The following is a 25,835-nucleotide window of genomic DNA, read 5'->3' as shown; positions in this document are numbered from 1 at the left end:
CTTTTTGTATAGTTGTGTTTTCCTTGATTAAAAATGTTTCCTTTGGTAAACTTACGCTATTATACAACAAGAAAGAAGCGATTTCTTATGGGAAAAGAAAGGGATAAGAGCTGGCTCACGAAGACTGGCGACAAGAGTCTGGAAGAGTCCAATCATAGTGTGGCAATACCAGAGAATGGGCATTTCTTTAAGAAGCTATTTGCTTTTATGGGGCCTGGTGTACTTGTAGCTGTCGGTTTCATTGACCCCGGCAACTGGGAGACATCTATATCAGCAGGGTCATCCTTTGGGTATACACTGCTTGCTGTAGTACTGCTTTCTAATTTAATTGCCATGCTCATGCAAGGTCTTGCGGCTAAGCTGGGTATTGCTACTGGGCGGGATCTAGCACAGGCAACTAGAGACGCATTTCATCCCAAAATAGTGGTTGTGCTGTGGCTGCTGACAGAGCTTGCGATTATCGCTACCGACTTGGCCGAGGTACTCGGATCGGCGATAGCGCTTAATTTACTTTTCCATATACCTATTATGATCGGAATTATTATTACAGCATTGGATGTCTTGCTTCTTTTGTTATTGCAGAAAAAAGGATTCCGCTGGATGGAAGCAATTATTACTGTATTGATGGTCACAATAGCTGGCTGTTTCTTATTTGAAATGATTTTCTCTCACCCTGCCTTATCTGAAGCGCTAAAAGGATACATTCCATCAGCAGAAATTGTTACGAATCCATCGTTATTGTTCCTGGCACTGGGTATACTTGGAGCAACAGTTATGCCGCATAATCTATATCTGCATTCTTCGATTGTGCAGACAAGAAATTACAATGATACAGAGAAAGGGAAGAAAGAAGCAGTTCGTTTTGCTTATATTGATTCGACCTTTTCGCTAGGTGTCGCTTTCTTCGTTAATTCAGCGATTCTTATTTTAGGTGCAGCTGCTTTCCATACTATTGGAGAGCATGTCGGAGGTATCGAGGAAGCGTATAAGCTGCTTACCCCGGTGATGGGTGCTGGCGCTGCCAGCTTCCTGTTCGGGTTTGCTCTGCTCTTGTCCGGTCAGTCATCAACAATTACAGGAACATTGACGGGACAGATTGTCATGGAAGGCTTCATTCGTTTTCGGATCAAACCGTGGGTAAGACGTTTGTTCACGCGAATTATCGCAATTATTCCTGCTTTGATTTTCGTTGGTATTTACGGTCCGTCAAGTACTGGCGATTTGCTCGTATGGAGTCAGGTCATTCTTAGCCTGCAGCTCTCATTCGCTGTTATACCATTGGTCTTGTTCACTAGCAGCAAAAAGAAAATGGGGTCATTTGCGAATAAGCTGCATATCAAAATCCTGGCCTGGACAGCGACAGGATTGATTGTCTGTCTAAATGCCTTCATGCTCGGATATATGATTGTGACAGGTCACGCGTTGTAAAGTCGGCTATCAGCCGGCTTTTTTCTTGCTTTAGTTTAGAGAGGAAAAGCTGCAGGGAACATAAGAGGAAAGGAGTGAAGAACGATGCAGACTTTTGGACATGCTGCTTATGTAATAAATGGAAATATGGACAACAATCAAATGGAACGAGAACTTGGACAGACACTTCCAAAGATTTCGCCAGCAGTAAAACAACTTGAAATTATGCAAACCAAGGATCTGGAGGAATTAGTGAGTTACTGCAAGGAGATGGCAGAGAAGATAGACTTATTGATTATTCATGGAGGCGATGGGACTATCCACCAAGTAATTAATGCGATAGCTCCTCTTTCCGTCCGTCCGAAACTGGCTATTATTCCAGGTGGTACGTGCAATGATTTCAGTCGTATGCTTCGTATTCCGCAGAATTTAAAAAAAGCAGCACAGACGATTGCTGACGGACAGACAGCTGCTATTGATATCGGGAAATATGAGGACACCTATTTCTTGAACTTTTGGGGAATGGGGCTGATTGCTGACACTTCCAACAATATAAATGAAAATGAAAAGTCTAATTGGGGAGTGCTCTCCTATTTTATTAGTACACTGCGGACAATTAATCAAGTCGAGCCCTTTACGTATGAAATAGAGGTGAATGGAGAGAAAGCTACTGGTGAAGCTGTGATGATTTTAGTGATGAATGGCCGATTTATTGGGACAAGAGAAATGGCGGGTTCAGCAATCAGACCGGATGATGGCAAATTGCAGCTTTGTATCGTGAAGAATTCTACGCTCACAAGCTTTAAACAACTTCTCCAAATAAAGCAAGATAAAACAGATTTGGCTGAACTCACCGAAGTAGAAATGAAGGATGCGGAAAGCGTCCGTATTTTGTCCCCTGCTGGTAAGCCGGTTGATATGGACGGAGAAGTGTATGCAGAAACACCTGGGGAGATTAACATCCATCCTAGTCATCTGGAAATGATTGTTGGAGAATAGTTTGACAATTTGCTCTTGAACACATATACTGGAAATAATTATAAGGAAAAGGAGGGGAATCAGATGTTGCACAATATTTCGCGTGAAGCAGATCAAAATCTATTGCATCGCCGCGCGATTATTCATGGTTTTGTTGGTAACGGGATACGTATGCCCTTTTTTACCAACTGAATACTGAATAATGTGCAGGATCTATTTCTCTACGACAAATAAAATAGGCGTGAAGAGAACCACACCCTGCGTGTGGTTTTTTTGTACCCTTTTTTCGAATTTGCCAGAGTCAGACAGTCTTGCTGTCTGACTTTTTTTATAAAAAAGGAGCGGATAAGCGATGTTAATTACACTAAAGAACGTAAAGAAAATCATGGGCGGAAATCTGTTGTTTGACAACCTTAACTTTGAATTAAAACCAGGAGAAAAACTTGGACTCGTAGGCAGGAATGGCAGCGGGAAATCGACTATTTTTAAATTGCTCACAGGCGTGGAAGCTTGTGATGATGGGCAAGTGTTTATACGTAAGCATGCTAAGATAGGCTATTTAGAGCAAATACCTGGCGGTCGAGACGGAACTGTTCGGCAATACTTGGCAGGTGCTTTTCGTGAATTGGCAGCTTTACAGGAGAAAATGAAAATGCTGGAAGAACAGATGCTGGACCCGGAGAAACTGGAAAAAGCCCTTCATGTATACGGAGAAGTTCAAACTATATTCTCAGAAGCAGGTGGGTATGAAATGGACGCTCAAATAGCACGGACGGCCAATGGCTTGCATATTGGCCATTTGCTGGAAGAGCCTTTTGAGAAGCTCAGCGGCGGGGAGGTAACAAAGGTAGGATTGGCATACGTGCTCTTGCAGCAGCCGGATTTATTGCTGCTGGATGAGCCGACGAATCATCTTGATCTCGCAGCAATTGAATGGCTGGAAAATTTCCTGGCGAATTACCACGGTGCTGTTTGTGTAATCTCGCATGATCAGTATTTTCTGGATGCCACTGTATCACGAATTGCAGATTTAGAAGACGGAGAGGTAACAATCTATACCGGTAATTTCACCTCCTATCTGAATCAAAAAGAGGCAAAGCTGCTGCAGGAGTTTGAAACCTACAAAGAACAGCAGAAGAAAATTAAGAAAATGAAAGAAACAATCAAGCGCCTGAAATTATGGGCCAACCAAGCTAATCCACCGAATGAAGGACTGCATAAGCGAGCGCGAAATATGGAGCGTGCTTTGGACCGTATGGAGAAACTCGACAGACCAAATATCGATCCTGCCAAGATGAAACTTCAGCTGGCTGCTGAAAATCGCAGCGGAGAAGATGTCATTCGTTTGGAGTCAATCAGTAAGCGTTTCGGAGAAAGAGATATATTACGTGATATTTCGCTTCATCTCCGCTATAAAGAACGTTTAGCAATTGTCGGGGATAATGGAAGCGGAAAATCGACACTCATCAAAATTATCCTTGGAGACTTAACTGCTGATCGTGGAAGTGTGCAGCTTGGCGGTGCAGTTCATGCAGGGTATTTACCGCAGCACCCATTAGAAGAAGCTGATGCCAGCATGCGCATGATTGATTATTTTCGATCTGTCATTTCTGTAGCTGAAGCGGAAGCACGGCATATGCTGGCATCATTTATGTTTTATGGGTATACAGTATTTCAGCCAATTGGGCGGTTGAGCGGGGGAGAGAGGATGCGCCTGAAGCTGGCCATTTTCATGCATGAAGGCATTAACCTGCTCGTTTTGGATGAACCGACAAATCATCTGGATTTAGAGTCAAGAGAAGTTCTGGAGGAAGCGTTGGAGCGATTTGATGGAACGGTCATCGGAATCAGCCATGATCGGCATCTGCTGAATGCTTGCTTTTCTCATACAGCTTATTTGGAAGACGGTGTATTGCACCGGCATATCGGAACGTATGAACAAACGAAGAACCATTGGAAAGCAGTAAAATAAAACAACAAAAAAGCTGCGAGCACACGCTCACAGCTTTTTTGTTTAAGCAGTCGGAATGCCGCCAGTAATGCTGTACACTTGAGCAGTTACATAGCTGGATTCTTCAGAAGCAAGGAATACATATACGCTGGAAAGCTCGGCAGGCTGTCCGGCACGGCCGATAGGTGTCGGCGGCGTATTTGAGCCGAATTCCGGGATGTTCTCTTGCGGCTGTCCGCCGGAAATTTGCAGCGGTGTCCAAATTGGACCTGGCGCAACAGAATTTACGCGAATGCTTTTATCAGCAATTTGCTTCGCTAGTCCTTTTGTAAAGCCGATAATCGCTGATTTTGTAGCAGCATAATCCAATAGCATCGGAGAAGGGTTGAAGCCTTCAACAGATGTCGTCGTAATAATGGAAGAACCAGCTGGCATATGCGGAATTGCAGCTTTTGACAGCCAATATAGCGGATAAACATTTGTTTCATACGTTTCTTTTATCTGCTCAGTAGGAAGATCGGCAATATCCTCAACAGCTTGCTGTTTACCGGCTACAAGAGCAAGGATATCAAGACCGCCTAATTGCTCGTGCGCTTCTTCGACTAGTTTGTAGTTGAAATCTTCATCTTTTAGGTCGCCAGGAATTAAGACAGCTTTTCTGCCTGCTTCCTCGATTAATTGTTTTACTTCCTCTGCATCTGGTTGCTCTTCGGGAAGGTAGTTAATGGCAACATCCGCGCCTTCGCGTGCATAAGCGATAGCGGCGGCACGGCCGATACCGGAGTCTCCTCCTGTCACAAGTGCTTTTCTGCCGTTTAGTTTACCGGAGCCTTTATAGCTTTCTTCGCCGCAATCCGGTTTTGGTTCCATCTCTTTTTGCAGGCCAGGGGCGTCTTGAAATTGTTTCGGAAATGTATCATGGTAATATTGTGTTTTTGGATCTTTTGGCATGTCAAACAGCTCCTTTTTGATTAATTGCATATACTACTGGTACCACACAGAAAAGAGTTCAAACTGTATTTCTGCAAAGTAAAGGCTTACAAAAAAAGAAAAAAGAAATGTCAGCATCTGATGTTTTAATGACCCGTCTCACTGGGTAAAATATGGAATAGAATCTAGTAAGAGATTAAAGGAGAAATGATAATGAAGCATCGCAAAGTGGACGTCTACATCAGTGACCATTGCAAGCAATGCGATGAAGTAGTACAGCAGCTTGATGAGTGGAATATCTCCTACAATTTAAAGAATGTTACCGATTCGCCGGCTTTATTGAAAGAGATGCAGGCATATTCCATATACAGCACGCCACTCGTCCTTGTAAACGGTGAGAAAGTGCATGGTTTCCAGAGAGACAGGCTCCAGCAAGTGCTTGGGCTTATAAATAGAATGCGGTCCACACGGACTCAAATTAGTTATTGAAGCAAAAATCAGCGGACAAACGTGATTTTTGCTTTCTTTTTTTATGATAATTAACGCCCTGCCTTCGCCCAACATACGATGTAGGAGAAACAGGAAAGGCGTGTGGACGATGTACTATTACAATTCGGCAGCGCCGCGCTCCCCACAGGAACAGCAGATGAGCGATGGCCGTCAGCGTTATTATTACGAGCCAGTTTACCAGACAAATCCGGCTCCGCAGTATTATAATAAAGAACAGATGCAAACAAATGATGGTGTTGGTGATACTAAGAGACAAACCGACCCGTATCTTTTTAACCCCTATCCACCTGAACAATTCAGCCAATGGGGAGAGCAGCAAACGCTGCCCCCGCAGCAGACAGCAACAACACCGTATGAATACTTTAAGAAACCGCCGCTTGCGCCGTATTGGCATGCGTACGCCCAGCCAACAAATGTGTATCAACCTAAACAGCAAGCCCAGCTTACCAAAGGGCTGGCATCGTACTTCCAAGATAAGAACGGACAGATGGATATTAACAAAATGATGTCTACAGTTGGGCAAATGGCGACAACAGTCCAGCAAGTTTCGCCTATTGTAAAATCATTAGGCTCTTTTTTAAGTATATTGAAATAATACAAAGGGAAAGTGAAGATGATCGTATGACAGGAATATTATGTATCCATGGCTTCACCGGCGGAACGTATGAGGTGGAGCCGCTTACCCAGTATCTCCGCAATCAGCATACGGAATGGCAGGTGGAAATGGTTGCACTGCCAGGGCACGGTGAAACAGATGAACTGTGTCTGAAGGATGTTGGATACAAGGAGTGGATTCAAGCTGCCGAAGAAGCATATGAGCGACTGGCCAAAAATTGCAAAACTGTTTATGTTATTGGGTTTTCAATGGGGGGGATGATTGCGAGCCACTTAGCAGCGAAATATGGTGCAGACAAACTTGTACTGCTTTCCGCTTCAGGTAAATACCTCAATTGGAAACTGCTTACCTTAGAGATGTTGCAGTGTATGAAAAAATCATTATCAGGTGAAGTGTTAGATGACCTGAATATGCTTCGGCAAAAGAAGCGGGGGAAGGTGCCGCTCCGTGCATTTTTGGAATTCAAAAAATGTATTGATTACACAAAAAAAGCACTTCCGAATGTTTCTTGTCCGGTTTTTCTCGTACAGGGAATTCAAGATAGCACGGTACCGTACCGGACGGTCAAGTATTTGCATAAGCACTTAGGTTCGGACAATCAAAAGCTGGTACTGTTTGATGAATCAAAGCATTTAATTTGTCTGGGGCCGGATATTGACCAGATATGCAACCAAGTGGATGAATTCTTACTGGAAGCTTGAAATTTGCGCAAGTGTGTTTAATATCCTTCTCCAGGGAGAAAATAAGAGTTAAGCTGAGAATGCCGGTAGACCTGCTGCTTGAAAAGCGAATAGAAGTTTCCAAAACGTATGTTTATTTTGGAAGGGCTTTATGATTAATATACACGTCTATATACGTGTAATCATAGATATAGGTAGAATTCGGACAAATAGTGTGTTACTATAATTAAATCCAATGAATGCTTGCTTAAAGCCTCTTCCTTAGCGTGGAGAAGGCTTTTTTATTGTGTATAACTGCCGTGCTTCATCAGTGAGACTTTTTTTATATAAAGGAGTAAATAGAAATTGACAACATTTAGTTCATTAGGTATTTCTGAACCAATTTTAAAAGCATTAGATAAAATGGGGTTTGAAGAAGCAACGCCAATTCAAGCCGAAACAATTCCTTCCGCATTGGAAGGAAAAGACGTACTAGGTCAAGCACAGACTGGTACTGGTAAAACTGCTGCCTTCGGTATTCCGATGATCAGCAAAATCGATCGTTCTAAACGCCAAATTCAAGGTTTAGTTATTGCACCAACGCGTGAGCTTGCTATCCAAGTAGGAGAAGAGCTGCACCGTCTTGGCCAATTCAAAGGTATCAAAACACTTCCAGTTTACGGCGGTCAGCACATGGAACGTCAGATTCGTGCCCTAAGAGAAGGTCCGCACATCGTCGTTGCGACACCTGGACGTCTGCTTGACCATATCCGTCGTAAAACAATTAATTTCAATGGTGTTCATACTGCTGTATTGGATGAAGCAGATGAGATGCTAAACATGGGCTTCATTGATGATATCCGTGAAATCCTTTCTTCTATTCCAGAAGAGCGTCAGACATTGCTGTTCAGTGCAACAATGCCGAAGGAAATCCGTGATATCGGTACAAAATTAATGAAAGACCCTACAGAAGTCAAAGTAAAATCAAAAGAGATGACTGTAACAAATATTGACCAGTCTTATATTGAAGTACAAGAAAGACAAAAATTCGATACACTTTCAAACTTGCTTGATATTGATGAGCCAAAATTGGCAATCATTTTCGGCAGAACGAAAAAGCGTGTTGATGAAGTAACAGAAGGTTTACAAGCTCGCGGATTCCGCGCAGAAGGTATTCATGGCGATCTTACACAAGGCAAGCGTATGTCCGTGTTGAACAAATTTAAAAATGGCCGCGTAGAAGTATTAGTTGCAACTGATGTAGCAGCACGTGGTCTTGATATTTCTGGCGTAACGCACGTATATAACTTCGATATCCCGCAGGATCCGGAAAGCTATGTCCACCGTATTGGACGTACTGGCCGTGCTGGTAAAGGCGGACAAGCTGTCTCCTTCATCACGCCTAGAGAAGTTCCGCATCTGCACTTGATCGAAAAGACTACAAAGAGCAAGATTGCGCGTAAAACTGCACCAACTAATGATGAAGCAGCACAAGGTCAACAGCAAATTGCTATTGAAAAAATGATGCGTACGATTGAAAGCAAAGATTTGCAAGCTTACAACGAAAAAGCAGACGAGCTGATCAATCAGTTTGATGCACAGACAGTTGTGGCAGCTGCATTGAAAATGCTGACGAAAGAACGTCGTAATGCACCGGTACGCATTACTTCTATCGCTCCTATCAGTGTTAAAGGCAACTTCAAAGATAAGAAAAAATATCGTGGCGGCGGTTCCCGCGGCGGCGACCGACGCAATTCTGGCGGCGGACGCAATAACGGCGGTAAATCACGAAGCCGTAACTACCAAGGACAAGGCAAACGCACGAGCGGCGGCTACCGTGGTAAGCGTAATAACGAAAGTAATTAATTTAAAAACAGACACCAGCTTCGGTGTCTGTTTTTTTTGTTGTTTTTGAAACAAATTTCCATTTTAATCGTATGATGAAAAGAGGAAATGAGGGAAGAAAATGAAAAGAGAACCACGTAACAGAATTGCTGCCAGCGTTAAAAAGGTATGGCGGATTAATGCGGGTCTTTCCATGTTGGTGCTGGCTATTGCGGCAGGTGTGCTGACCTATTTTATGGATGATTGGTCTATTCCGACATATATTATCTATATTGGATGGGCACTCATTGTATTGGCCTCATGTATCTTTATTTGGCTGCTTCCTAGTATTCGTTGGAGAAGATGGCGTTATGAAGTATTTGAACAGGAAATATACATACAGCACGGCATCTTTATTGTCACACAAACGATTGTGCCGATGATTCGTGTACAGCATGTTGATACGGAGCAAGGACCGGTATTGAAAGGATTTAAATTGGCAACCGTATCTATTTCGACAGCAGCAACAACACATCGGATACCTGCTTTGCTGTTGGAGGAAGCACTAGAGCTGCGCGATCGCATTGGAACGCTGGCTCGTGTGGAGGAAGATGATGTCTGAATCAAAACGCATGCATCCAATCAGTATCATACTCCAGATGTTGAAGTTGATCAAAGATGCCATCATACCATTAGTTGTAGGCTTTATAGCATTTTTTCAAAATCTTAGTGAAATGTTTTGGTGGAGTCCTTTCGCGCTTATTGGAGCAGTATTGTTAGTAAGCGGACTTACTGCCTTCCTCCATTGGTATCGTTTTACGTATCGTATCGAAGCAGATGAATTGCGCCTTGAATCAGGGGTTTTTGTTCGGAAAAAACGGTACATTTCCAAACACAGGATTCAGTCTGTAAATACAAGTGCCAATATACTGCATCGCCTATTCGGGATTGTTAAACTGGAAGTGCAAACAGCAGGTGGCGGGAAAAAGGCAGAAGGAGAAATAGGTGCCCTTTCCAAAGATGATGCTGTCGCAATTCAGCAGTTTGTAAAGCGAAAGGAACAGGAAGGTACGGAAACTGCTGAATCAAATGAGGATTTTCTTTCTGACAAGCGGGCGGGTTATCAACTTAGTTTCCGGCGTCTATTGGCTGCCGCTGCCACCTCTGGCGGGACAGGTGTATTTTTCGGTTTTCTGTTTGCTATTTCACAGCAGTTAGATAATATAGCCAACTTCGATATCTACTCTATTGTATTTGATTGGCTGCTGGAGCAAAGCCTTGTGTTATCTATCTTGTTTGCTATTGGCAGCTTAGCGCTTACATGGATGATAGCGATGGTCGGGACTGTCTTTAAATACTGTTTCTTCCAGATAACCAAGCAAGGGGAAGAGTTATTCATCCGACGTGGGTTGCTGGAAAAACGAGAAATCACCATTCCGTTACATCGTATTCAAGCGTTGAAAATCGAAGAAAATATTTTCCGTCAGCCATTCGGCTTACTGGCGGTTAGTGCAGAGATTGCAGGGGGAGGGGCGGAATCGGATAAACATAGCTTCTCGACAATTCTTTTCCCGCTGCTGAAAAGGTCTGAACTGCATCGTTTCTTAGAAGAAATCATACCAGGATATGTGATGGGAACGGCATTCCGGAAGCCGCCGAAACGAGCTCGGCTGCGTTATGCCTTCATTCCGATACTAATCTCTGTGCTCATAACTGGGGTTCTGATGTATTTCTTTAACTGGTATGGTCTTTTCGCTATCCTGCTTATCTTACTTACAATCTGGTTCTGTGTATTGGACTATAAGGATGCAGGCGTGTCATGGACAGCAGATATGCTGTCCATGCGCTACCGGGAATTGTCACGTGTTACGGTGCATGTGCCGCGTAAAAAAGTGCAGGCATTTCGAGAATCACAGCATTATTTTCAATCGAAAAAGCAATTAGAGACAGTGAAGATTTCTGTTGCCTCAGGCGGAGCAGCGGGCAGCAGTTTTAAAGTAAGGCACTTGGCGGAACAGGATGCGCAGGCAGCAGCTGACTGGTACTCCTTCCGCAGCTAAGGAGGAAAATGAACCTTGCAGGATACAGAATTAGGACTAACGAAAATGGAAAGGGCGGCCATACATGTCATACCGCCTATTTTAGGGGCGATTATTGGCTGGTATTTGCCGGTAATCGCTAAATGGATATTAAAGCTGCCTTGGCTTCCTTACGAAGGTCTTGTTGAAAAGATTGCTTCTTATTCAGGAATGACAGCTTCTGCCATCTTATGCATAATAGGTGCAGTCGCTGGGATAGCTCTATCTCAGTTCATATTTTATGAAACATTAACAGTCATCATTAATAAAGAAGCTGTCTTGCTTAAAATTCGAAAAGCACAAGACAGCTTTCGGAAAGAAGATATTCAATCTGTCTATTTGGATGGTAAATCACTCGTACTGGTGGGGCGGCAAGAGAATGAGATGTACAAAGAAGCGTATGATGGTAATAAAGAGACAATTGCGCAAGCGTTTCTCTCCTTAGGATATCCATGGTTTTATGATGATCCCTATTTAGCAGATTATCGCCGATGGGAAGAGAGTGATTTACAAGTACCAGTAGCTGCGCATAGCTTGCTTCGTGCTAGAAAAGAATACCTCGAAGATGACGAAGAAACGAAAGCGAGGCAGTTACAAAGGGATTTAGCGAAAATTGGGATAGCAATAAAGGATCGTAAAGGCGGTCAGTATATCCGTATGGACAATACGCTCTCCAAGAATGAGCAGAATGGGTAAAAAGGTAAGATATAAAATAAACCGGGAGACTTGGAGGCTCCCGGTTTATTTCTGACATTCATTTTACGTCATATAGTCGTAAATCCCGATAAGCACTAAGACTGCAATGATAATCCACAAGATGAGTTTTTTATTGGTTCGTCTCCCGTACGGCCGCTTTTTCCAGCGATTCGGATCAAAGCCTGTGTCTCCTTCACGCTCCTTGGGACGTTTGTTTCGGTAAATGGAGAATGGCTGTGCTTTTAAGAGGAAAAGAGGTGCCAGGACAAATCCTGCTACCGCGCCTGCTAGATGGGCGGTAAGGTTTATATTGGCAGAGAACAGCGACAAGATGATACCAACAATAAAAATAATAACAATTAATTGTGCGTTAGCTGCATCAATTAAATGCTTGCGGAAAAGAACCATAAACAAGTAGATGCCGAATAGTCCGTAAATAGCACCAGACGCCCCGATATGACTCACAAAGCTGTACGGATCCAATACATAGGTAACCGCATTACCAATAATCCCGGTTAGTAAATAAATTAGGATGAATCTTAGTTTGCCGAGCATCTGTTCCAAAGCCGGCCCAAAAATAACAAGCGAAAAACAGTTAAATAAAACATGCGAGATACTGCCTGGCGCATGCAAAAAAACCGGGGTGAAAAGACGCCAATATTCCCCGTAGGAGATGAGTAAGTTTACACCAGCACCCCACTGGTAAATGCTATTTCCTAATGGATTGGAAAACAAGCCAGTGATAATCCAAAGAAGCAAGTTGATTCCCACAATTGAACTAATAACAGGGTATGCATATAAATATTCTTTAAAGTTCTCGGTTCTGCGGAACAATGCCATTCCTCCTTCATAGCTTTCTTAGGTTACAGCTTAGCGTATAACAATAAAAAATGCTTGTCATAACATCTTATATCTTTACTCCCTGCTTTTATACATATAGGGTACAATACACGGTAGAGAATCTGAACGAAGGGAGGTTGTCTGACGGTGATAAAGGGTATCGGTTTAGATATTACAGAATTAGCACGAATCCAAAAAGCAATCCAGCGAAACAATCGGATTTTGGATAGAATTTTGACAAATCAAGAAAAAGCGCACTATCAAACACTTACGTCTGAAAAACGAAAAGCAGAATTCGCCGCAGGGCGTTTCGCTGCAAAGGAAGCTTACGCGAAAGCGCGCGGAACAGGTTTAGGAAGTCTTGGTCTGCAAGATATCGAGATTTTGCCGAACGCAGCTGGAGCGCCGGTTCTGAAAGCTGCAGATTCAGAAGCGGGAGAACACTTTTTCTTATCTATTACACATTCAGATACGTATGCTGCAGCACAAGTAATCATCACGCAAGGCGAATAGACTTGTCTGCATATTTCTTGGACATGTCTCATAAATTGTAGTGCGGGTAGGAGGGAACAGCGTGTATATTGTCACCGCAAAGGAAATGTACGAAGTAGATCGTTATGCGATGGAGGATATCGGAATTAGCGGCAGCATCTTAATGGAATCTGCTGGCCGGGCTATTGCTGAGAAAATGAAACCGCTGATCGGAACCACGGACCGGATCTTTGTCCTCTGTGGGTCTGGCAATAATGGCGGCGATGGATACGTTGTAGCTAGGACGCTCTTAAATGAAGGATATGATGTGACGGCTGTTCAAGTCGGCCGTAATTTAACGGCAGATGCGGCACTGTATCAGCAGTTATATAACCGGCTTGGCGGTCATGTGGCGGACGTGGAGGCAGATACCTTCCAGTCGTCACTAAAATCGGCAGATGTCATCATTGATGCAATGCTAGGTTTAGGTGTACGGGGGGCTTTACGAAGTCCGTATACAGAGACGATCCAAGCAGTTAACAGCACAAATGCGCTTGTTTTGGCTGTTGACCTGCCTTCCGGTGTTCCTGCAGATGATGCAGTGGATTTCCAAGAAGCCATACGAGCAGATTATACCTTTATTATAGAAGCGCCAAAACCTACTGCTTTTATCCAAAAGACGGCTCCGTTTTATGGAAAGTGGGAAACTGTATCCATTGGCTTGCCAGCTGCATACTTAGGCAGACAAGCTGGTGCCCGCACATGGACAAAAGAGGACGTGAAGCGGACATTCCCTGTTAGGCAGCCTTTCGCTCATAAGGGGACACATGGGAAGGGTTTCCTCATTGGAGGAGGAACAGAAATGCCAGGATCGGTCACCATGGCAAGCATGGCTGCTCTTCGGGCTGGTGCAGGATTGCTTACTGTCGGTACGCTTCCGCAGGTCATTCCGTCTGTTCTGTCTCATTTGGCAGAAGCAACATTTACTAGCCTGGCTGGAGAGAACGGTGTGATAGTGGATACGGAGAGCTTGGATGTGAGCGCATACGATGCAGTAGTTGCCGGGATGGGGATGGGCAGAGGAGAAGATACAGCGGCGCTGACGAAAAGAGTGCTGGAACAAGCTGAAGTTCCTGTTCTTTTGGATGCAGACGGCCTGTATCACATCAAATCCGATCTGGAGATCCTGCGTAATAGACAAGCACCGACCATTTTAACGCCGCACCCTGGAGAAATGGCAATGCTGCTGGACATAAAAGTGCCAGAGCTTCTTGAACAGCCATTTGAACTGGCTAGGAAATTTGCGACTGTCTATCAGGTCTATCTCGTGCTGAAGGGAACGTATACAATCGTTACCGCACCTGATGGCACCCAGCTTGTCAATACAACGGGCAACCCTGGTTTGGGGAAAGGCGGCAGCGGTGATGTTCTTTCCGGTATCCTGCTAGCCATGCTCATGCAGCATGAAGATCCTCTGGAAGCCATTGCAAACGGTGTCTATGTCCATGGAAGAGCAGCGGATGTCTTGGTAGAAGATACGCATTCGCAGCAAGATCTTTTGGCAACAGACTTGATGAAAGGGCTGGCCAAAGTCTTTCGTGACATTTCCTTATAACGGTGGCATGTTCTCTTTGTTCGCTTTATAGCTGACAAAGGAGTGTGACCATGAAGAAATTTGCTGGTATGATCGTCTTTGCTGCCTTTTTATTTCTATTGGCCGGATGCGGCGAGGCCTCTCAGGAGGATGTAGTGAAAAAGCTGGAAGAAACATCAGCTGAAATGAAAGGCTACAAAGCAGAAGCCACTATGAAGCTGAACACAGGAGAAGAACAGCAAGCTTACGGAATTGATATCTGGTATCAAAAGGATGACAATTACCGGGTCTTATTGAAGAATGGGACAGATGAACAAGGCAGCCAAGTGATTCTGCGAAACAAAGATGGTGTATTCGTGCTTACACCGGCCATGAAAAAAAGCTTTAAGTTTCAGAGCGAATGGCCTTATAACAGCAGTCAGCCTTACTTGTTTCAGTCGCTCGTACAAGATGTGCTGAAAGACAGCAATGCGACGTTTGAGATGACAGAAGAGCATTATATTTTCCGTACGAAGACAACGTACCAGAATAATACGACGCTGCCGTATCAGGAAATTTACTTTAATAAAAAAACATACACACCCGAACTGGTTAAAGTTTTGGATAAAGACAAAAAGCCAATGGTAGAAGTGAGCTTTGCATCATTTAAACTGGATCCGAAGTTTGAAGCGAAAGATTTCGAGCTGGAAAACAATATGACGAGTTCTGTATCAGGTACCCCGGCATCAGCAGCTCCAGCTGAGCAGCAAGGATTGACTGTATTATATCCGACAGAAACGGCGGGAGCTACGCTTGCAGAAGAGAAGGAAGTCAATGCAGACGGACAGGAGCGAGTGATTCTCACTTACGAAGGGGAGAAGAACTTCACATTAATTCAAGAACCAGCAGATGTGTCTGGCGCGGTATCAGCTGCAGCGATTCCTGCATCTGGTGAGCCTTACAGTCTCGGGTTTACTGTCGGCGCTATCACTTCTTCGAGTCTGACATGGACACAAAATGGCGTGGATTATATGCTTGCCAGTGAAGAACTGACACGAGAAGAGATACAGGAAATTGCTACTTCTATAAGCGGTCAAGCAATCAAATAACGAAGAAAGCAGACGACATCCGTCTGCTTTTTTGTTTTCCTGTTATAATACATATAATAGACGAGGTAAATAATTTAGGAGATGACATGTAATGCAGATTGACCATTTTTATCGAGATTCTTGGGTTGAAATAAATCTTGATGATGTTGAATATAATATAAAGCAACTGGCAGAACATATCGGAGAAGATAAAGGAATCTATGCGGTAGTTAAAGCGAATGCATATGGACACGGATATGTACAGATCGCACAGGCAGCGTTAAATGCAGGTGCATCAGCATTGGCAGTCGCTTTTTTGGATGAGGCGCTTTACCTGCGCCAAGCTGGAATCCAAGCCGCTATTCTCGTAATGGGAGCAACACGTCCGGAAGATGCTGCAATCGCTGCAGATCACAATATTACGCTGACCTTTTACCGTAAGGATTGGTTGGAAGCAGTGCGTACGCTGCAACTGACAAAAACACTTCGTCTCCATATGAAGCTGGATACAGGAATGGGCAGAATTGGGTTTCGCACCTCAGAAGAGATTCGTTCAGTTGTCTCGTTACTGCAAGATCCTTCTATCCATCTGGAAGGGGTCTTTACGCATTTTGCAACAGCAGACGAAGCAGATTTAGCGTACTTTGAAGGGCAGCGAAGCAAGTTAGATGAACTGCTGAAAACATTGCGGAAATTATGGAATGATCCAGTCACTATTCATACCGATAACAGTGCAGCCAGCATGCGCTTTGCCGCCGAGGATGGAGATTTTGTCCGATTCGGAATTGGCATGTACGGACTTTACCCGTCAAAGACGGTTAAGAAAGAGCATCCAATTTCACTTCGACAAGCGTTTTCGCTGCACAGCCGACTTGTGCATGTGAAACAGCTTGAAGCGCATGAAGCGGTAAGTTATGGTGCAACCTATGAAACAGACGGACCAGAATGGATCGGTACACTGCCTATTGGTTATGCAGATGGATGGATTCGTAAAATGCAAGGTTTTGAGGTGCTTGTAGATGGTAAGCGGATGCCGATCGTTGGAAGAGTATGCATGGATCAATGTATGGTAAAGCTCGATCGAGCGTACCCTGTTGGTACGGAAGTTGTTCTGATCGGAACGCAGCAAGATGCATGTATCAGCATGGATGAAGCAGCAGACTGGGTTGATACGATAAATTATGAAGTTCCGTGTCTTATCGGTGCCCGAATGCCGCGTGTCTACAAACATGCCGGTCAGACTGTAGAAGTGGCAAATACACTGTATTCTGGCAGAACATTCTAATTTTCGGCAGGAAGTCAGCCTATCCTTCATACTTTTTTGTTTAAAATAGGTTTTTTTTATCAAAAAGTACCGGAGGGTCCTTTGCAAATAGCCGGCTCGGATGGTATGATGAGAATGGATTTTTACAGAAACGACCCGAGCGAATTGGTGGAGGTGTATGGTTGTGTCCGAAGGCTTACAAGAAATCGTTGTAAAGCTGCCTAAGAAACTCCTAAATGAGGTGGATGGTTTGATGCAGAACAATAACAATAGTCTCGATCATTTCTTCTATCAAGCAACGAAATCATACGTGCAAGAAAGAAAAGATATCCGTGAAACCATGCAAAAAGGTTATATGGAAATGGCACGTATTAATTTAAATATCGCTTCAGAAGCTTTCCAAGCTGAAGAGGAGGCAGAAGTAACGTTAGAGCGCCTTGTAAGCGGGGTGTAGGCCTTTGATCGTAAAGAGAGGCGAAGTATATTTCGCCGACCTGTCCCCGGTAGTGGGATCAGAACAGGGGGGAGTGCGCCCGGTATTGGTCCTGCAGAATGACATCGGCAACCGATTCAGCCCGACAGTCATCGTAGCGGCGATAACGGCGCAAATCCAAAAAGCCAAGTTGCCGACACATGTGGAGATTGATGCCAAGAAGTATGGTTTTGAACGGGATTCCGTCATTCTTCTGGAACAGATCCGAACAATCGACAAGCAGCGACTGACAGACAAGATTACACAGCTTGATACGCAAATGATGGAGAATATCAATCGAGCTCTCGAAATAAGTCTCGGCCTTACAGAGTTCTAGGTGCGGACCAGCCCTTACGGTAAACGTAAGGGCTTTTTTTATATGATTTCAGTCATATTGGAAAATAGTATATACTAAATAAGAAGACGCCATGTTGGCAAGGCGGCCTTATAGGTGTTAGATTAATAAGTAGATAAAAGTGACCTTGAGCAAACGACTGCGGCTATTACAGCCTTTGACAAGGTGAACGTTACAATACGGGGGTTTCATGATGGCAAAGAAACTAAAGGAGATCTTGGTTGATAATAGTAACAACCTAGTTCATATGTGGCTCGAAGAAGTCGCAGAAAAGCAGAAGGATGTCACAAATTCGTCTATTTCACAGGATCTATTCGAAAATACGAATCGTGAATTCGTTAATATTATATTCGGCAGTGTAGAAAAGGAAAGCTTGACTTCTGATTTGGACAGCTTTACAGAGCGTGTAATTAATCTGGGTTGGCCGCTTAGTTATTTAACAGATGGTTTGCAGCTCTTTAAAAGGGTTGCGACGGAGTTCCTCATTGAGCATGATGAGCTGGAAGTATCTGTTCCAGAAGTACTGCGGAATGTGGACGAGCTCGTCAATCCAATCATCAATCAGCTAGTGAATGAATATTCCGGAAGCTGGGAGAATACCGTATCGCTTCAGCGAGTGGCGCTGCAGGAGTTGTCAGCTCCGTTAATTCCTGTCATGGAGAACATAACCGTTATGCCGCTTATCGGCACAATTGATACGGAACGCGCAAAGTTTATTATGGAGAATTTATTAGATGGTGTTATCAAGCATCATGCCGAAGTTGTGTTGATTGATATTACCGGAGTTCCTGTCGTTGATACAATGGTGGCGCATCATATTATCCAAGCTGCAGAAGCGGTTAGATTAGTGGGGTCTACTTGTATCTTGGTTGGTATTCGTCCGGAGATTGCGCAGACAATTGTCAACTTAGGGATAGATCTTAGTAAGTTCCCGACGAAAAGTTCTTTGCGTAAAGGTTTCACAGCAGCATTAGAAATGACGAATCAGATGATCGTACAAACAAACAGCGAAGAACAGACTATAGAAGAGCTGATCGATTCGCTTGATAGGAGTGAACAATCTTGAGAATTCCAATATTGAAGCTGCACAATTACTTGCTGATCAGCATTCAAATTGATTTGGATGACCAGACAGCCATCCAATTCCAGGAAGACTTGCTCAATAAAATTCATCAGAGCGGTGCAACGGGGGTTGTTATTGACCTGACATCAGTTGATATTATTGATTCTTTCATCGCTAAGGTACTGGGTGACGTTGTGACGATGTCAGATTTAATGGGGGCAAAAGTCGTTTTGACAGGCATCCAGCCAGCTGTAGCAGTTACACTTATTGACTTGGGAATCCATTTGAATGAGGTAACAACAGCATTAGATTTAGAACAAGGATTGATTAAACTGCGCCAGGAACTGGAGGAGTGATCATGGACTTCAGAACCTGTGTAAATATACAGAAAGAATGGGACATTGTCGGTGCAAGACAGTTTGGCCGCGACTTCTCGAAAAAGCTTGGCTTTGGGATTGTTGACCAAGCTCGGATTGCGACAGCTATCTCGGAGCTTGCCCGTAATATCTACCTATATGCCGGAAGCGGCAAAATCTGCTTTGATGAGGTAGAGAATGTCGGCTCGCGCGGTATCTGCATTGTTTCCCTAGATACAGGTCCCGGTATAAAAGATATCAGTCAGGTAATGGAGGATGGTTTCTCCACGTCTGGAGGTCTGGGCGCAGGTCTTCCAGGTGTAAAACGTCTGATGGATGAATTCGATATCACATCAAAAGAAGGCGAAGGGACCGAGATCCGAGTCGTCAAATGGGTTCGCTAGAGGAGGATGATGTCAGGTGGATGCGCTAAAGCTAGATCTGTCTCACTATCGGCAATTGCTAAAGCAATACATCGATACACAAGATGAGTCTGCCTTGTACGAGGCAGAGCAAATTAGTAAACGCTCCATACAGCACAATATATCGCTGGAGGAGATCATCAACACACATATCAATGCACTGGAAGGAATTTACCCAGATCTTCCAGAGAACATACAGCACTCGATGAGCTTTTTGCTGGAGGTCATGATTTCATACGGTCTGGCACTGCAGGAATTTCAGGATTTGCGTGAAGCGCAGCTTGAGATCAAATCTGAGATTTCTGTGGCAGCTCGCATGCAAAACACATTACTTTCAACAGTGAAACCGGATGTAGACGGCTTTGACATTGGGGTTGTAAGTGTTCCAGCCAATCAGATGAATGGTGACTATCATCACTTTATTCATCATGCGGATGGTACTGTCGGCATAACAGTTGCAGATGTAATCGGGAAGGGTATCCCTGCTGCGCTATGTATGTCGATGATCAAATATGCAATGGAGAGTTTTCCTTCTGAGCATAAAAATCCAAGTGAAATATTAGAAAGTCTTAATCGAGTAGTTGAACGGAACGTCGACCCAAGTATGTTTATTACGATGTTTTATGCTCTTTTTAATCCGGCTGCCAGCACGATTTCCTATTCATCGGCCGGTCATGAACCAGGTTTTTATTATCATGCTGCAGACGATACATTTGAAGAAATTCGAGCAAAAGGTGTCGTTCTTGGCGTGACAGATACAGCACAATATCGTCAGTATGAGAGAGAGATTCATGCTGGAGATATGATTATTCTCTTGACGGATGGTGTAACGGAATGCCGTCAAGGGGATCGATTTATAGAAAGTGAAGAAGTGCTTGAAGTAATTAAAAGCTTTTCCCATCTTCCGGCGCAGGAATTGGTGGAGAGCGTGTACAGACATTTCGAGAAACTCCAGGATTTTCATCTGCGCGATGATTTCACATTAATTATTATCAAAAAAGATGTTTAAACAAAGAACAAACGGGTATTACATAGAAATGGTAACTAGCCATTAGGAGGTACATGATGAACTTAACTGTTGACGTACAAGAACAAAAAGACAAATCAATTGTTCTTTTAGCTGGTGAAATAGATGCATATACGGCTCCTAAATTAAAAGAAACACTGTTGTCCCTCACGGAGAAAGAGGGCAACAAAGTGGAAGTGAATTTGGAGCAAGTGAATTATATGGACAGTACTGGATTAGGCGTATTCGTGAGCGGATTAAAGTCGACAAAAGAGAACAACAGTGAATTGAAGCTCGTACAGCTGCAAGACCGTGTATACCGTTTGTTCGAGATTACAGGCTTGATTGATGTGATCGATGTTGACAAAACAGTACAAGGTGGCTATTAATTATGGAATCTTTCGATTTTATCGAGATTAAAGTACCGGCAAAACCAGAATACGTAGGTGTGATTCGGCTGACTTCTTCAGGTGTCGCAAACCGGATGGGCTTTTCTTATGAAGATATTGAGGATTTGAAGGTGGCGATTTCTGAAGCCGTAACAAACACTGTAAACCATGCTTATGAAAAAGATGAAGATGGCGAAGTTACGATTGGTTTCGGTGTTTATGAGAATCGGCTTGAAGTAATGGTTGCAGATCATGGCGGCAGCTTTAATCTGGATCAAGTGAAGCAGAACATTGGCCCATATGAAGCTGCAGAACCCATCGAACAACTTAGGGAGGGCGGATTCGGCTTATTCCTGATTGATGCTTTGATGGACAAAGTGGAAATCAACAGTGATTCCGGAGTGATCGTCCTCATGACGAAATACCTTCATGAAAATGAGGTGGGGCTAGATGACGACCAAATCTCAACCACACAATAACCGTGAGGATGAGGTTTATGCATGGATAGATCATCTGCAAAAAAATCCCACAGATGAAGAAATCCAAGAAAAAATCGTACTCACATACAAAGATCTTGTTGTATCCATAGCACGAAAATATTCGAAAAACAGTTCTATTCATGAAGATTTGGTTCAAGTCGGCATGCTCGGTTTGCTTGCGGCAATCCGGCGCTATAACCCGGAATTCGGTAAGTCCTTTGAATCATTTGCTATTCCTACAATTATTGGGGAAATCAAGCGTTTTATCAGAGATAAGACGTGGAGTGTCCATGTTCCTCGACGTATCAAGGAGCTTGGTCCGAAAATTCGCAAAGCAATTGATGAATTGACAACTTCTAACCAACATTCCCCAACAGTAGCAGAGATTGCTGCCTATCTGGAAGTATCTGAAGAAGATATTCTAGAGACGATGGAGATGGGGAAAAGCTATAAAGCATTGTCTGTTGATCGAAAAATTGAAGCCGACTCGGACGGAAGTACAGTAGCAATTCTTGATTTGGTAGGCTCTCAGGATAACGGCTACGAAGACATTGACCGCAGAATGCTGCTGGAAAAAGTACTGCCAATTCTTAGTGAACGGGAACAGGAAATTCTTCGATGCACCTATTTTGAGAACATGAGCCAAAAAGATACAGGAGAAAGACTCGGTATTTCTCAGATGCATGTGTCGCGTCTTCAGCGGAGAGCACTGCGGAAATTGCGGGAAGCTCTGCAAGCTGAAGGTGCTGACAATTTTGAGTGAATCTTATCAGCATATGGATGTATCTGCATTTCAAGAGCCTAAGAAAGGCAACTATTATTGTGGGGACAGTTACTTCTACCATGAATCAGAGTACGAATTTATTTGTGTGCTGGCAGATGGGCTTGGCAGCGGGGAATTTGCTAAAGAGTCCTCTCAGGTAGTCGTCGATGTCATTCGTGACCACGTTCATAGCGGTATTGATGAACTAATTAGAAAATCAAATGAAGTATTAGTAGGAAAACGAGGAGTCGTTCTTGGTATCTTGAAAGTGGACTATCGTTCGGAAACATACTCCTTTACATCGATTGGGAATATCGGAATTATGACCGTTACAGGTGGTAAAAGGGAACGGTGTATTCCCAGTCAGGGATTCCTTGCCGGTTATCCGCGGAAATACAAAGTTTCTCGCGGACTGTTGCAGGACGATATGATATTCATCATGTTCTCGGATGGTGTTACGGATAATGAACTGACACAGCATCTTTTTAAAGAAAAGGATGTCAGGAAAATACGTGATATGTTCGCTTGTTCAAAACAGAAACCTCATAAAGACGACGTCACTTTAATTGCGATGAAATATACGGAATAGGATCAGTACCCCTTGATGGTGCTGATCCTTTTTTTATCTAATCGGCAATTCTGCTACAATAGTCATATCAGAAGTCAGGAGGAGCAAAAGTGGAAGCTACCATACAAGACAGACTCATCCAATGGGTCGAAAAGGAAACAGCAATCAAGCAACCATCCGTCAAACAGGTTATTCATCTGCTGGAAGAGGGAAATACGGTACCATTTATCGCGCGGTACCGAAAAGAACAAACAGGTGCACTTGATGAAGTAGAGATTAAAGCCATTCAAGATAAATGGGAGTATGCACAGCAGCTTCATCAACGAAAAACGGAAGTAATCCGTTTAATTGAAGAGCAGGGAAAGCTGACAGACAGCCTGAAAAACGACATNCCTGAAAAACGACATTAACGCCGCTATGCAGCTGCAGCGTATTGAAGATTTATATCGCCCATACAAACAGAAACGACGCACAAAGGCGACAATTGCCAAAGAAAAGGGTTTAGAACCCCTTGCAAAAGCTTTCTATCAGCAGACAATAGAGAGCCCGGAAAAAGAAGCGGGAGAATATCTTGATTCTGAAAAGGAATTATATACGGTGGAAGATGTTCTGCAAGGTGCCAATGACATTATGGCGGAATGGATTAGCGAGCAGCCTGCATTCCGTGACTTTATTCGTGATAAGACAGAAAAGGCAGGGGTTCTGCTTACTAAAGTAAAGAAAGCAGAAGAGGATGAAAAAGGGATTTTTGAAATGTATTATGCTTATCAGGAGCCGGTACGACAGATGGCATCTCACCGGGTATTAGCTGTCAACCGCGGTGAGAAGGAAGGTATTTTACGAGTTACTGTTGAACCGCCTGCTGACGTTATCCTTGCTTATTTGAAGCGTAAAATTATCAAACAGCGAACATCATCTCCGGTTGTGTCACTTCTGCACGCGGCAATCGAGGATAGTTATAAACGACTAATCCAGCCTTCTGTCGAACGGGAGATTCGCGCGATGCTGTCAGAGAAAGCAGAAGAGCAGGCAATCAAAATCTTCTCTGAAAACCTGAAAAATCTATTGCTGCAGCCTCCATTGAAGGGGCGGGTTGTACTAGGGGTTGACCCAGCATTCCGGACAGGCTGTAAGCTTGCTGTTATTGATGAGACTGGGAAACTGCTAGAGAAGAATGTGATTTACCCAACAGCACCGAAACATGATATAAAAGGGGCAAGCCGTGTTGTTGAATCGATGCTGGAGAAATATGATGTCCAGCTAATCGCAGTCGGTAACGGAACGGCTTCTCGTGAAACAGAACAATTTATAGCCAATGTTATTCGAGATTCAAAACGTGATGTTGCTTATATTATCGTAAATGAGGCAGGTGCAAGTGTATATTCCGCCTCAGAATTAGCCAGAAAAGAATTCCCGGAACTGCAAGTGGAGGAGCGGAGTGCCATCTCTATAGGACGCCGTATTCAAGATCCGCTAGCAGAACTGGTTAAGATTGACCCGAAATCTATCGGAGTAGGACAGTATCAGCATGATGTAGGACAGAAGAAGCTCAATAATTCCCTTGGTTTTGTTGTCGAAACAGCAGTAAACCAAGTAGGCGTGAATGTGAACACAGCCTCTGAGTCTCTGTTGCAGTATGTATCTGGTTTTAGTAAGACAGTTGCAGCTAATGTTGTGAAGCAGCGTAATGAGGTTGGTAAGTTTACTTCCCGTAAGCAGCTGAAGTCTATACCTAGACTAGGAAGCAAGACGTATGAACAGAGTATCGGGTTTCTTCGTGTACTAGATGGAGAAGAACCGCTGGACCGCACGCCAATCCACCCGGAGAGCTATAGTGTTACAAAACAGCTGCTAAAGCGGCTCGATGCTGATGTAACGGATATAGGAAGTGAACAGCTGCAAGAGAAGCTTTCTCAGCTTCAAGTAGAAGAGACTGCTGCAGAATTGCAAATCGGAGATCTTACGTTGCAGGATATTGTACAAGCACTCAATCAACCTGGGAGAGACCCGCGGGATGATTTGGCACAGCCATTATTAAAGCAAGATGTACTAGCAATGGAAGACTTGAAGGAAGGTATGGAACTCCAAGGTACGGTCCGTAACGTAGTTGATTTTGGTGTTTTCGTGGATATAGGTGTCAAACAAGACGGACTTGTCCATATTTCTAAGATGTCGAATAAATTTGTAAAACACCCTATGGATATTGCATCAGTAGGGGATGTAGTTACTGTTTGGGTTGATAAAGTGGATGTTGACAAACAACGGATTGCTCTTACAATGGTGAAGTAACAGCAACAGGGGAGAAGCCTCTGTCCTGAGTAGGGCAGGGGCTTTATCCGTCGTTGGATTGCTGTTTTCTTTTATAGAAGAACCAGCATTGGTTCAACACTTTCAATTGGTTTATGTTTTTCGTGAGGAAAGCTTGGGATAGTTGATTCTTTAACCAATTAGGCATTCTTTTACCTCCTGCAGCCCATAGATGTAGGGAAAAATGAATGTCTGCAGCATCATATGCAGAACAGCAACAGGAGGTGCAATAACATTGAGAGAAATAACGATGCAAAATCTCCAACAAGTTGTAGAAGAGATTTCAGTTGAATGGTTCCAAAAACCATTTACAGATACCGCTAGTTATAATAACCGTCTGCGAACTACCGGAGGCAGGTATTTGCCAGGTACACGAGTTATTGAAATCAATCCTAAGTATTTGGTTGAACTGGGGCAGGAAGAAACAATCGGAATAATTAAGCATGAGCTATGTCATTATCATCTTCATATAGAAGGAAAGGGTTACGGCCACCGTGATCCAGAATTCCGTGAACTTCTTAAAAGAACAAAATCCCCGCGCTTTTGCAGCATGCTGCCATCAGTTAAAGAAAAGCAGTTATATACATATATATGTTCAAAATGCGGGCACGTTTATAAGCGTAAAAAGGCCGTGAATCTACGTAAGTACGGATGTGGCAAATGCGGTGGAAAGCTTAAAAAGACTGATAGAATGGCGATTTCAGAGGATCAACAAGAAAAAAAGCAAAAAAGTTAGCGAAAAGTGTTGACGTCTTTGTAAATACATGATA

Annotated in this window: 29 protein-coding genes and 1 pseudogene; 27 read left to right on the top strand and 3 right to left on the bottom strand. The window is 43.6% G+C overall.

Translation table 11 applies throughout. From position 1 onward, the window contains the following. Positions 1–87 precede the first annotated feature (87 nt). The 4 genes from B1K52_RS02890 to abc-f all read left to right on the top strand — a co-directional run bounded on the left by B1K52_RS02890 (position 88) and on the right by abc-f (position 4,357). Positions 88–1,428: an Nramp family divalent metal transporter gene (locus tag B1K52_RS02890; protein WP_077305214.1), complete on the top strand. Its 1,341-nt coding sequence runs from the start codon at positions 88–90 to the stop codon at positions 1,426–1,428. An 84-nt stretch (positions 1,429–1,512) separates the two neighbouring features. Then, the gene (locus tag B1K52_RS02885) at positions 1,513–2,406 is read left to right on the top strand and encodes a diacylglycerol/lipid kinase family protein (protein WP_077305213.1); all 894 of its coding nucleotides are present in this window, start codon (positions 1,513–1,515) and stop codon (positions 2,404–2,406) included. A gap of 63 nt (positions 2,407–2,469) precedes the next feature. Next, positions 2,470–2,577: an RAxF-45 family protein gene (locus tag B1K52_RS18390; RefSeq protein WP_306278107.1), complete on the top strand. Its 108-nt coding sequence runs from the start codon at positions 2,470–2,472 to the stop codon at positions 2,575–2,577. 160 nt (positions 2,578–2,737) lie between these two features. After that, positions 2,738–4,357: a ribosomal protection-like ABC-F family protein gene (gene abc-f / locus B1K52_RS02880; protein ID WP_077305212.1), complete on the top strand. Its 1,620-nt coding sequence runs from the start codon at positions 2,738–2,740 to the stop codon at positions 4,355–4,357. A 42-nt stretch (positions 4,358–4,399) separates the two neighbouring features. On the opposite strand, the gene B1K52_RS02875 is transcribed toward abc-f, so the two are convergent. Continuing rightward, on the bottom strand, positions 4,400–5,287 hold the full coding sequence (locus B1K52_RS02875) for an SDR family oxidoreductase (protein WP_077305211.1): 888 nt from the start codon (positions 5,285–5,287) through the stop codon (positions 4,400–4,402). Positions 5,288–5,479: 192 nt separating this feature from the next. On the opposite strand from B1K52_RS02875, the gene B1K52_RS02870 reads away from it, so the two are divergent. The 7 genes from B1K52_RS02870 (at position 5,480) to B1K52_RS02840 (ending at position 11,649) form a co-directional block, all read left to right on the top strand. After that, positions 5,480–5,755 carry a glutaredoxin family protein gene (locus tag B1K52_RS02870; protein WP_179106442.1) on the top strand — a complete coding sequence of 92 codons (276 nt, stop codon included), beginning with the start codon at positions 5,480–5,482 and terminating at the stop codon, positions 5,753–5,755. Between the two features lie 109 nt (positions 5,756–5,864). Next, the gene (locus B1K52_RS02865; RefSeq protein WP_179106441.1) at positions 5,865–6,371 is read left to right on the top strand and encodes a YppG family protein; all 507 of its coding nucleotides are present in this window, start codon (positions 5,865–5,867) and stop codon (positions 6,369–6,371) included. A gap of 26 nt (positions 6,372–6,397) precedes the next feature. After that, on the top strand, positions 6,398–7,093 hold the full coding sequence (locus B1K52_RS02860) for an alpha/beta hydrolase (protein ID WP_077305208.1): 696 nt from the start codon (positions 6,398–6,400) through the stop codon (positions 7,091–7,093). 324 nt (positions 7,094–7,417) lie between these two features. Beyond that, a complete protein-coding gene (locus B1K52_RS02855; protein ID WP_077305207.1) occupies positions 7,418–8,917 on the top strand; it encodes a degradosome RNA helicase CshA in 1,500 nt (499 codons plus the stop codon). Between the two features lie 100 nt (positions 8,918–9,017). Further along, the gene (locus B1K52_RS02850) at positions 9,018–9,497 is read left to right on the top strand and encodes a PH domain-containing protein (RefSeq protein WP_077305206.1); all 480 of its coding nucleotides are present in this window, start codon (positions 9,018–9,020) and stop codon (positions 9,495–9,497) included. After that, the gene (locus B1K52_RS02845) at positions 9,490–10,935 is read left to right on the top strand and encodes a PH domain-containing protein (RefSeq protein WP_179106440.1); all 1,446 of its coding nucleotides are present in this window, start codon (positions 9,490–9,492) and stop codon (positions 10,933–10,935) included. The genes B1K52_RS02850 and B1K52_RS02845 overlap by 8 nt, the downstream gene beginning before the upstream one ends. Before the next feature lie 15 nt (positions 10,936–10,950). Continuing rightward, complete coding sequence (locus B1K52_RS02840; protein ID WP_077305204.1) at positions 10,951–11,649, top strand: YqeB family protein; 699 nt, start codon at positions 10,951–10,953, stop codon at positions 11,647–11,649. Positions 11,650–11,712: 63 nt separating this feature from the next. On the opposite strand, the gene B1K52_RS02835 is transcribed toward B1K52_RS02840, so the two are convergent. Further along, positions 11,713–12,483 carry a rhomboid family intramembrane serine protease gene (locus B1K52_RS02835; protein WP_077305203.1) on the bottom strand — a complete coding sequence of 257 codons (771 nt, stop codon included), beginning with the start codon at positions 12,481–12,483 and terminating at the stop codon, positions 11,713–11,715. 153 nt (positions 12,484–12,636) lie between these two features. Here B1K52_RS02835 and acpS point away from each other — a divergent pair, with 153 nt between their 5' ends. The 15 genes and pseudogenes from acpS to B1K52_RS02760 all read left to right on the top strand — a co-directional run bounded on the left by acpS (position 12,637) and on the right by B1K52_RS02760 (position 25,047). Then, on the top strand, positions 12,637–13,002 hold the full coding sequence (acpS, locus tag B1K52_RS02830) for a holo-ACP synthase (protein WP_077305202.1): 366 nt from the start codon (positions 12,637–12,639) through the stop codon (positions 13,000–13,002). A gap of 61 nt (positions 13,003–13,063) precedes the next feature. After that, the gene (locus tag B1K52_RS02825) at positions 13,064–14,575 is read left to right on the top strand and encodes a bifunctional ADP-dependent NAD(P)H-hydrate dehydratase/NAD(P)H-hydrate epimerase (protein ID WP_077305201.1); all 1,512 of its coding nucleotides are present in this window, start codon (positions 13,064–13,066) and stop codon (positions 14,573–14,575) included. Positions 14,576–14,625: 50 nt separating this feature from the next. Beyond that, positions 14,626–15,642 (top strand): LolA family protein, encoded by a 1,017-nt coding sequence (locus B1K52_RS02820; protein WP_077305200.1) that lies wholly within the window; start codon positions 14,626–14,628, stop codon positions 15,640–15,642. A 91-nt stretch (positions 15,643–15,733) separates the two neighbouring features. After that, a complete protein-coding gene (gene alr / locus B1K52_RS02815) occupies positions 15,734–16,906 on the top strand; it encodes an alanine racemase (protein WP_077305199.1) in 1,173 nt (390 codons plus the stop codon). A gap of 157 nt (positions 16,907–17,063) precedes the next feature. Continuing rightward, complete coding sequence (locus tag B1K52_RS02810; protein ID WP_077305198.1) at positions 17,064–17,339, top strand: antitoxin; 276 nt, start codon at positions 17,064–17,066, stop codon at positions 17,337–17,339. A 4-nt stretch (positions 17,340–17,343) separates the two neighbouring features. Beyond that, positions 17,344–17,694 carry a type II toxin-antitoxin system PemK/MazF family toxin gene (locus tag B1K52_RS02805; protein WP_077305197.1) on the top strand — a complete coding sequence of 117 codons (351 nt, stop codon included), beginning with the start codon at positions 17,344–17,346 and terminating at the stop codon, positions 17,692–17,694. A 211-nt stretch (positions 17,695–17,905) separates the two neighbouring features. Beyond that, positions 17,906–18,778: an RsbT co-antagonist protein RsbRA gene (locus tag B1K52_RS02800; RefSeq protein ID WP_077305196.1), complete on the top strand. Its 873-nt coding sequence runs from the start codon at positions 17,906–17,908 to the stop codon at positions 18,776–18,778. Beyond that, entirely contained in the window at positions 18,775–19,131 is a 357-nt protein-coding gene (locus tag B1K52_RS02795; protein WP_038558142.1) for an STAS domain-containing protein, read from the top strand. The genes B1K52_RS02800 and B1K52_RS02795 overlap by 4 nt, the downstream gene beginning before the upstream one ends. Positions 19,132–19,133: 2 nt before the next feature. Next, the gene (locus B1K52_RS02790) at positions 19,134–19,535 is read left to right on the top strand and encodes an anti-sigma regulatory factor (RefSeq protein ID WP_077305194.1); all 402 of its coding nucleotides are present in this window, start codon (positions 19,134–19,136) and stop codon (positions 19,533–19,535) included. A gap of 16 nt (positions 19,536–19,551) precedes the next feature. After that, on the top strand, positions 19,552–20,562 hold the full coding sequence (locus B1K52_RS02785) for a PP2C family protein-serine/threonine phosphatase (RefSeq protein ID WP_077305192.1): 1,011 nt from the start codon (positions 19,552–19,554) through the stop codon (positions 20,560–20,562). Between the two features lie 56 nt (positions 20,563–20,618). Beyond that, on the top strand, positions 20,619–20,948 hold the full coding sequence (locus B1K52_RS02780) for an anti-sigma factor antagonist (RefSeq protein WP_077305190.1): 330 nt from the start codon (positions 20,619–20,621) through the stop codon (positions 20,946–20,948). Between the two features lie 2 nt (positions 20,949–20,950). Continuing rightward, entirely contained in the window at positions 20,951–21,427 is a 477-nt protein-coding gene (gene rsbW / locus B1K52_RS02775) for an anti-sigma B factor RsbW (protein ID WP_077305188.1), read from the top strand. Beyond that, positions 21,399–22,190: an RNA polymerase sigma factor SigB gene (gene sigB, locus B1K52_RS02770; RefSeq protein WP_077305186.1), complete on the top strand. Its 792-nt coding sequence runs from the start codon at positions 21,399–21,401 to the stop codon at positions 22,188–22,190. Before rsbW ends, sigB begins: the two co-directional genes overlap by 29 nt. Further along, the gene (locus tag B1K52_RS02765) at positions 22,183–22,779 is read left to right on the top strand and encodes a SpoIIE family protein phosphatase (protein WP_256855825.1); all 597 of its coding nucleotides are present in this window, start codon (positions 22,183–22,185) and stop codon (positions 22,777–22,779) included. The genes sigB and B1K52_RS02765 overlap by 8 nt, the downstream gene beginning before the upstream one ends. Positions 22,780–22,868: 89 nt before the next feature. Then, positions 22,869–25,047, top strand: a pseudogene (locus tag B1K52_RS02760) (Tex family protein). 43 nt (positions 25,048–25,090) lie between these two features. Here B1K52_RS02760 and cmpA read toward each other — a convergent pair. Beyond that, positions 25,091–25,213, bottom strand: coding sequence for a cortex morphogenetic protein CmpA (gene cmpA / locus B1K52_RS17645; RefSeq protein WP_143588820.1), 123 nt, complete (start codon positions 25,211–25,213; stop codon positions 25,091–25,093). Between the two features lie 87 nt (positions 25,214–25,300). Here cmpA and B1K52_RS02755 point away from each other — a divergent pair, with 87 nt between their 5' ends. Beyond that, positions 25,301–25,801 (top strand): SprT family protein, encoded by a 501-nt coding sequence (locus tag B1K52_RS02755; RefSeq protein WP_373022128.1) that lies wholly within the window; start codon positions 25,301–25,303, stop codon positions 25,799–25,801. Positions 25,802–25,835 lie beyond the last annotated feature (34 nt).

It is taken from the genome of Terribacillus halophilus, assembly GCF_900162685.1.
GTDB lineage: Bacteria > Bacillota > Bacilli > Bacillales > Amphibacillaceae > Terribacillus > Terribacillus halophilus_A.
This window is presented reverse-complemented; position numbering and strand designations above follow the sequence as displayed.

What these genes read in the sequence shown, in the direction of transcription:
- B1K52_RS02800 (WP_077305196.1), top strand. Translation starts at nt 17,906, where the DNA reads ATGGCAAAGAAACTAAAGGAGATCTTGGTTGATAATAGTAACAACCTA.
- B1K52_RS02860 (WP_077305208.1), top strand. Translation starts at nt 6,398, where the DNA reads ATGACAGGAATATTATGTATCCATGGCTTCACCGGCGGAACGTATGAG.
- B1K52_RS02810 (WP_077305198.1), top strand. Translation starts at nt 17,064, where the DNA reads ATGGTTGTGTCCGAAGGCTTACAAGAAATCGTTGTAAAGCTGCCTAAG.
- cmpA (WP_143588820.1), bottom strand. Translation starts at nt 25,213, where the DNA reads ATGCCTAATTGGTTAAAGAATCAACTATCCCAAGCTTTCCTCACGAAA.
- abc-f (WP_077305212.1), top strand. Translation starts at nt 2,738, where the DNA reads ATGTTAATTACACTAAAGAACGTAAAGAAAATCATGGGCGGAAATCTG.
- B1K52_RS02780 (WP_077305190.1), top strand. Translation starts at nt 20,619, where the DNA reads ATGAACTTAACTGTTGACGTACAAGAACAAAAAGACAAATCAATTGTT.
- B1K52_RS02845 (WP_179106440.1), top strand. Translation starts at nt 9,490, where the DNA reads ATGTCTGAATCAAAACGCATGCATCCAATCAGTATCATACTCCAGATG.
- B1K52_RS02885 (WP_077305213.1), top strand. Translation starts at nt 1,513, where the DNA reads ATGCAGACTTTTGGACATGCTGCTTATGTAATAAATGGAAATATGGAC.
- B1K52_RS02870 (WP_179106442.1), top strand. Translation starts at nt 5,480, where the DNA reads ATGAAGCATCGCAAAGTGGACGTCTACATCAGTGACCATTGCAAGCAA.
- alr (WP_077305199.1), top strand. Translation starts at nt 15,734, where the DNA reads ATGCAGATTGACCATTTTTATCGAGATTCTTGGGTTGAAATAAATCTT.
- B1K52_RS02790 (WP_077305194.1), top strand. Translation starts at nt 19,134, where the DNA reads ATGGACTTCAGAACCTGTGTAAATATACAGAAAGAATGGGACATTGTC.
- B1K52_RS02875 (WP_077305211.1), bottom strand. Translation starts at nt 5,287, where the DNA reads ATGCCAAAAGATCCAAAAACACAATATTACCATGATACATTTCCGAAA.
- B1K52_RS02820 (WP_077305200.1), top strand. Translation starts at nt 14,626, where the DNA reads ATGAAGAAATTTGCTGGTATGATCGTCTTTGCTGCCTTTTTATTTCTA.
- B1K52_RS02865 (WP_179106441.1), top strand. Translation starts at nt 5,865, where the DNA reads ATGTACTATTACAATTCGGCAGCGCCGCGCTCCCCACAGGAACAGCAG.
- sigB (WP_077305186.1), top strand. Translation starts at nt 21,399, where the DNA reads ATGACGACCAAATCTCAACCACACAATAACCGTGAGGATGAGGTTTAT.
- B1K52_RS02850 (WP_077305206.1), top strand. Translation starts at nt 9,018, where the DNA reads ATGAAAAGAGAACCACGTAACAGAATTGCTGCCAGCGTTAAAAAGGTA.
- rsbW (WP_077305188.1), top strand. Translation starts at nt 20,951, where the DNA reads ATGGAATCTTTCGATTTTATCGAGATTAAAGTACCGGCAAAACCAGAA.
- B1K52_RS18390 (WP_306278107.1), top strand. Translation starts at nt 2,470, where the DNA reads ATGTTGCACAATATTTCGCGTGAAGCAGATCAAAATCTATTGCATCGC.
- B1K52_RS02890 (WP_077305214.1), top strand. Translation starts at nt 88, where the DNA reads ATGGGAAAAGAAAGGGATAAGAGCTGGCTCACGAAGACTGGCGACAAG.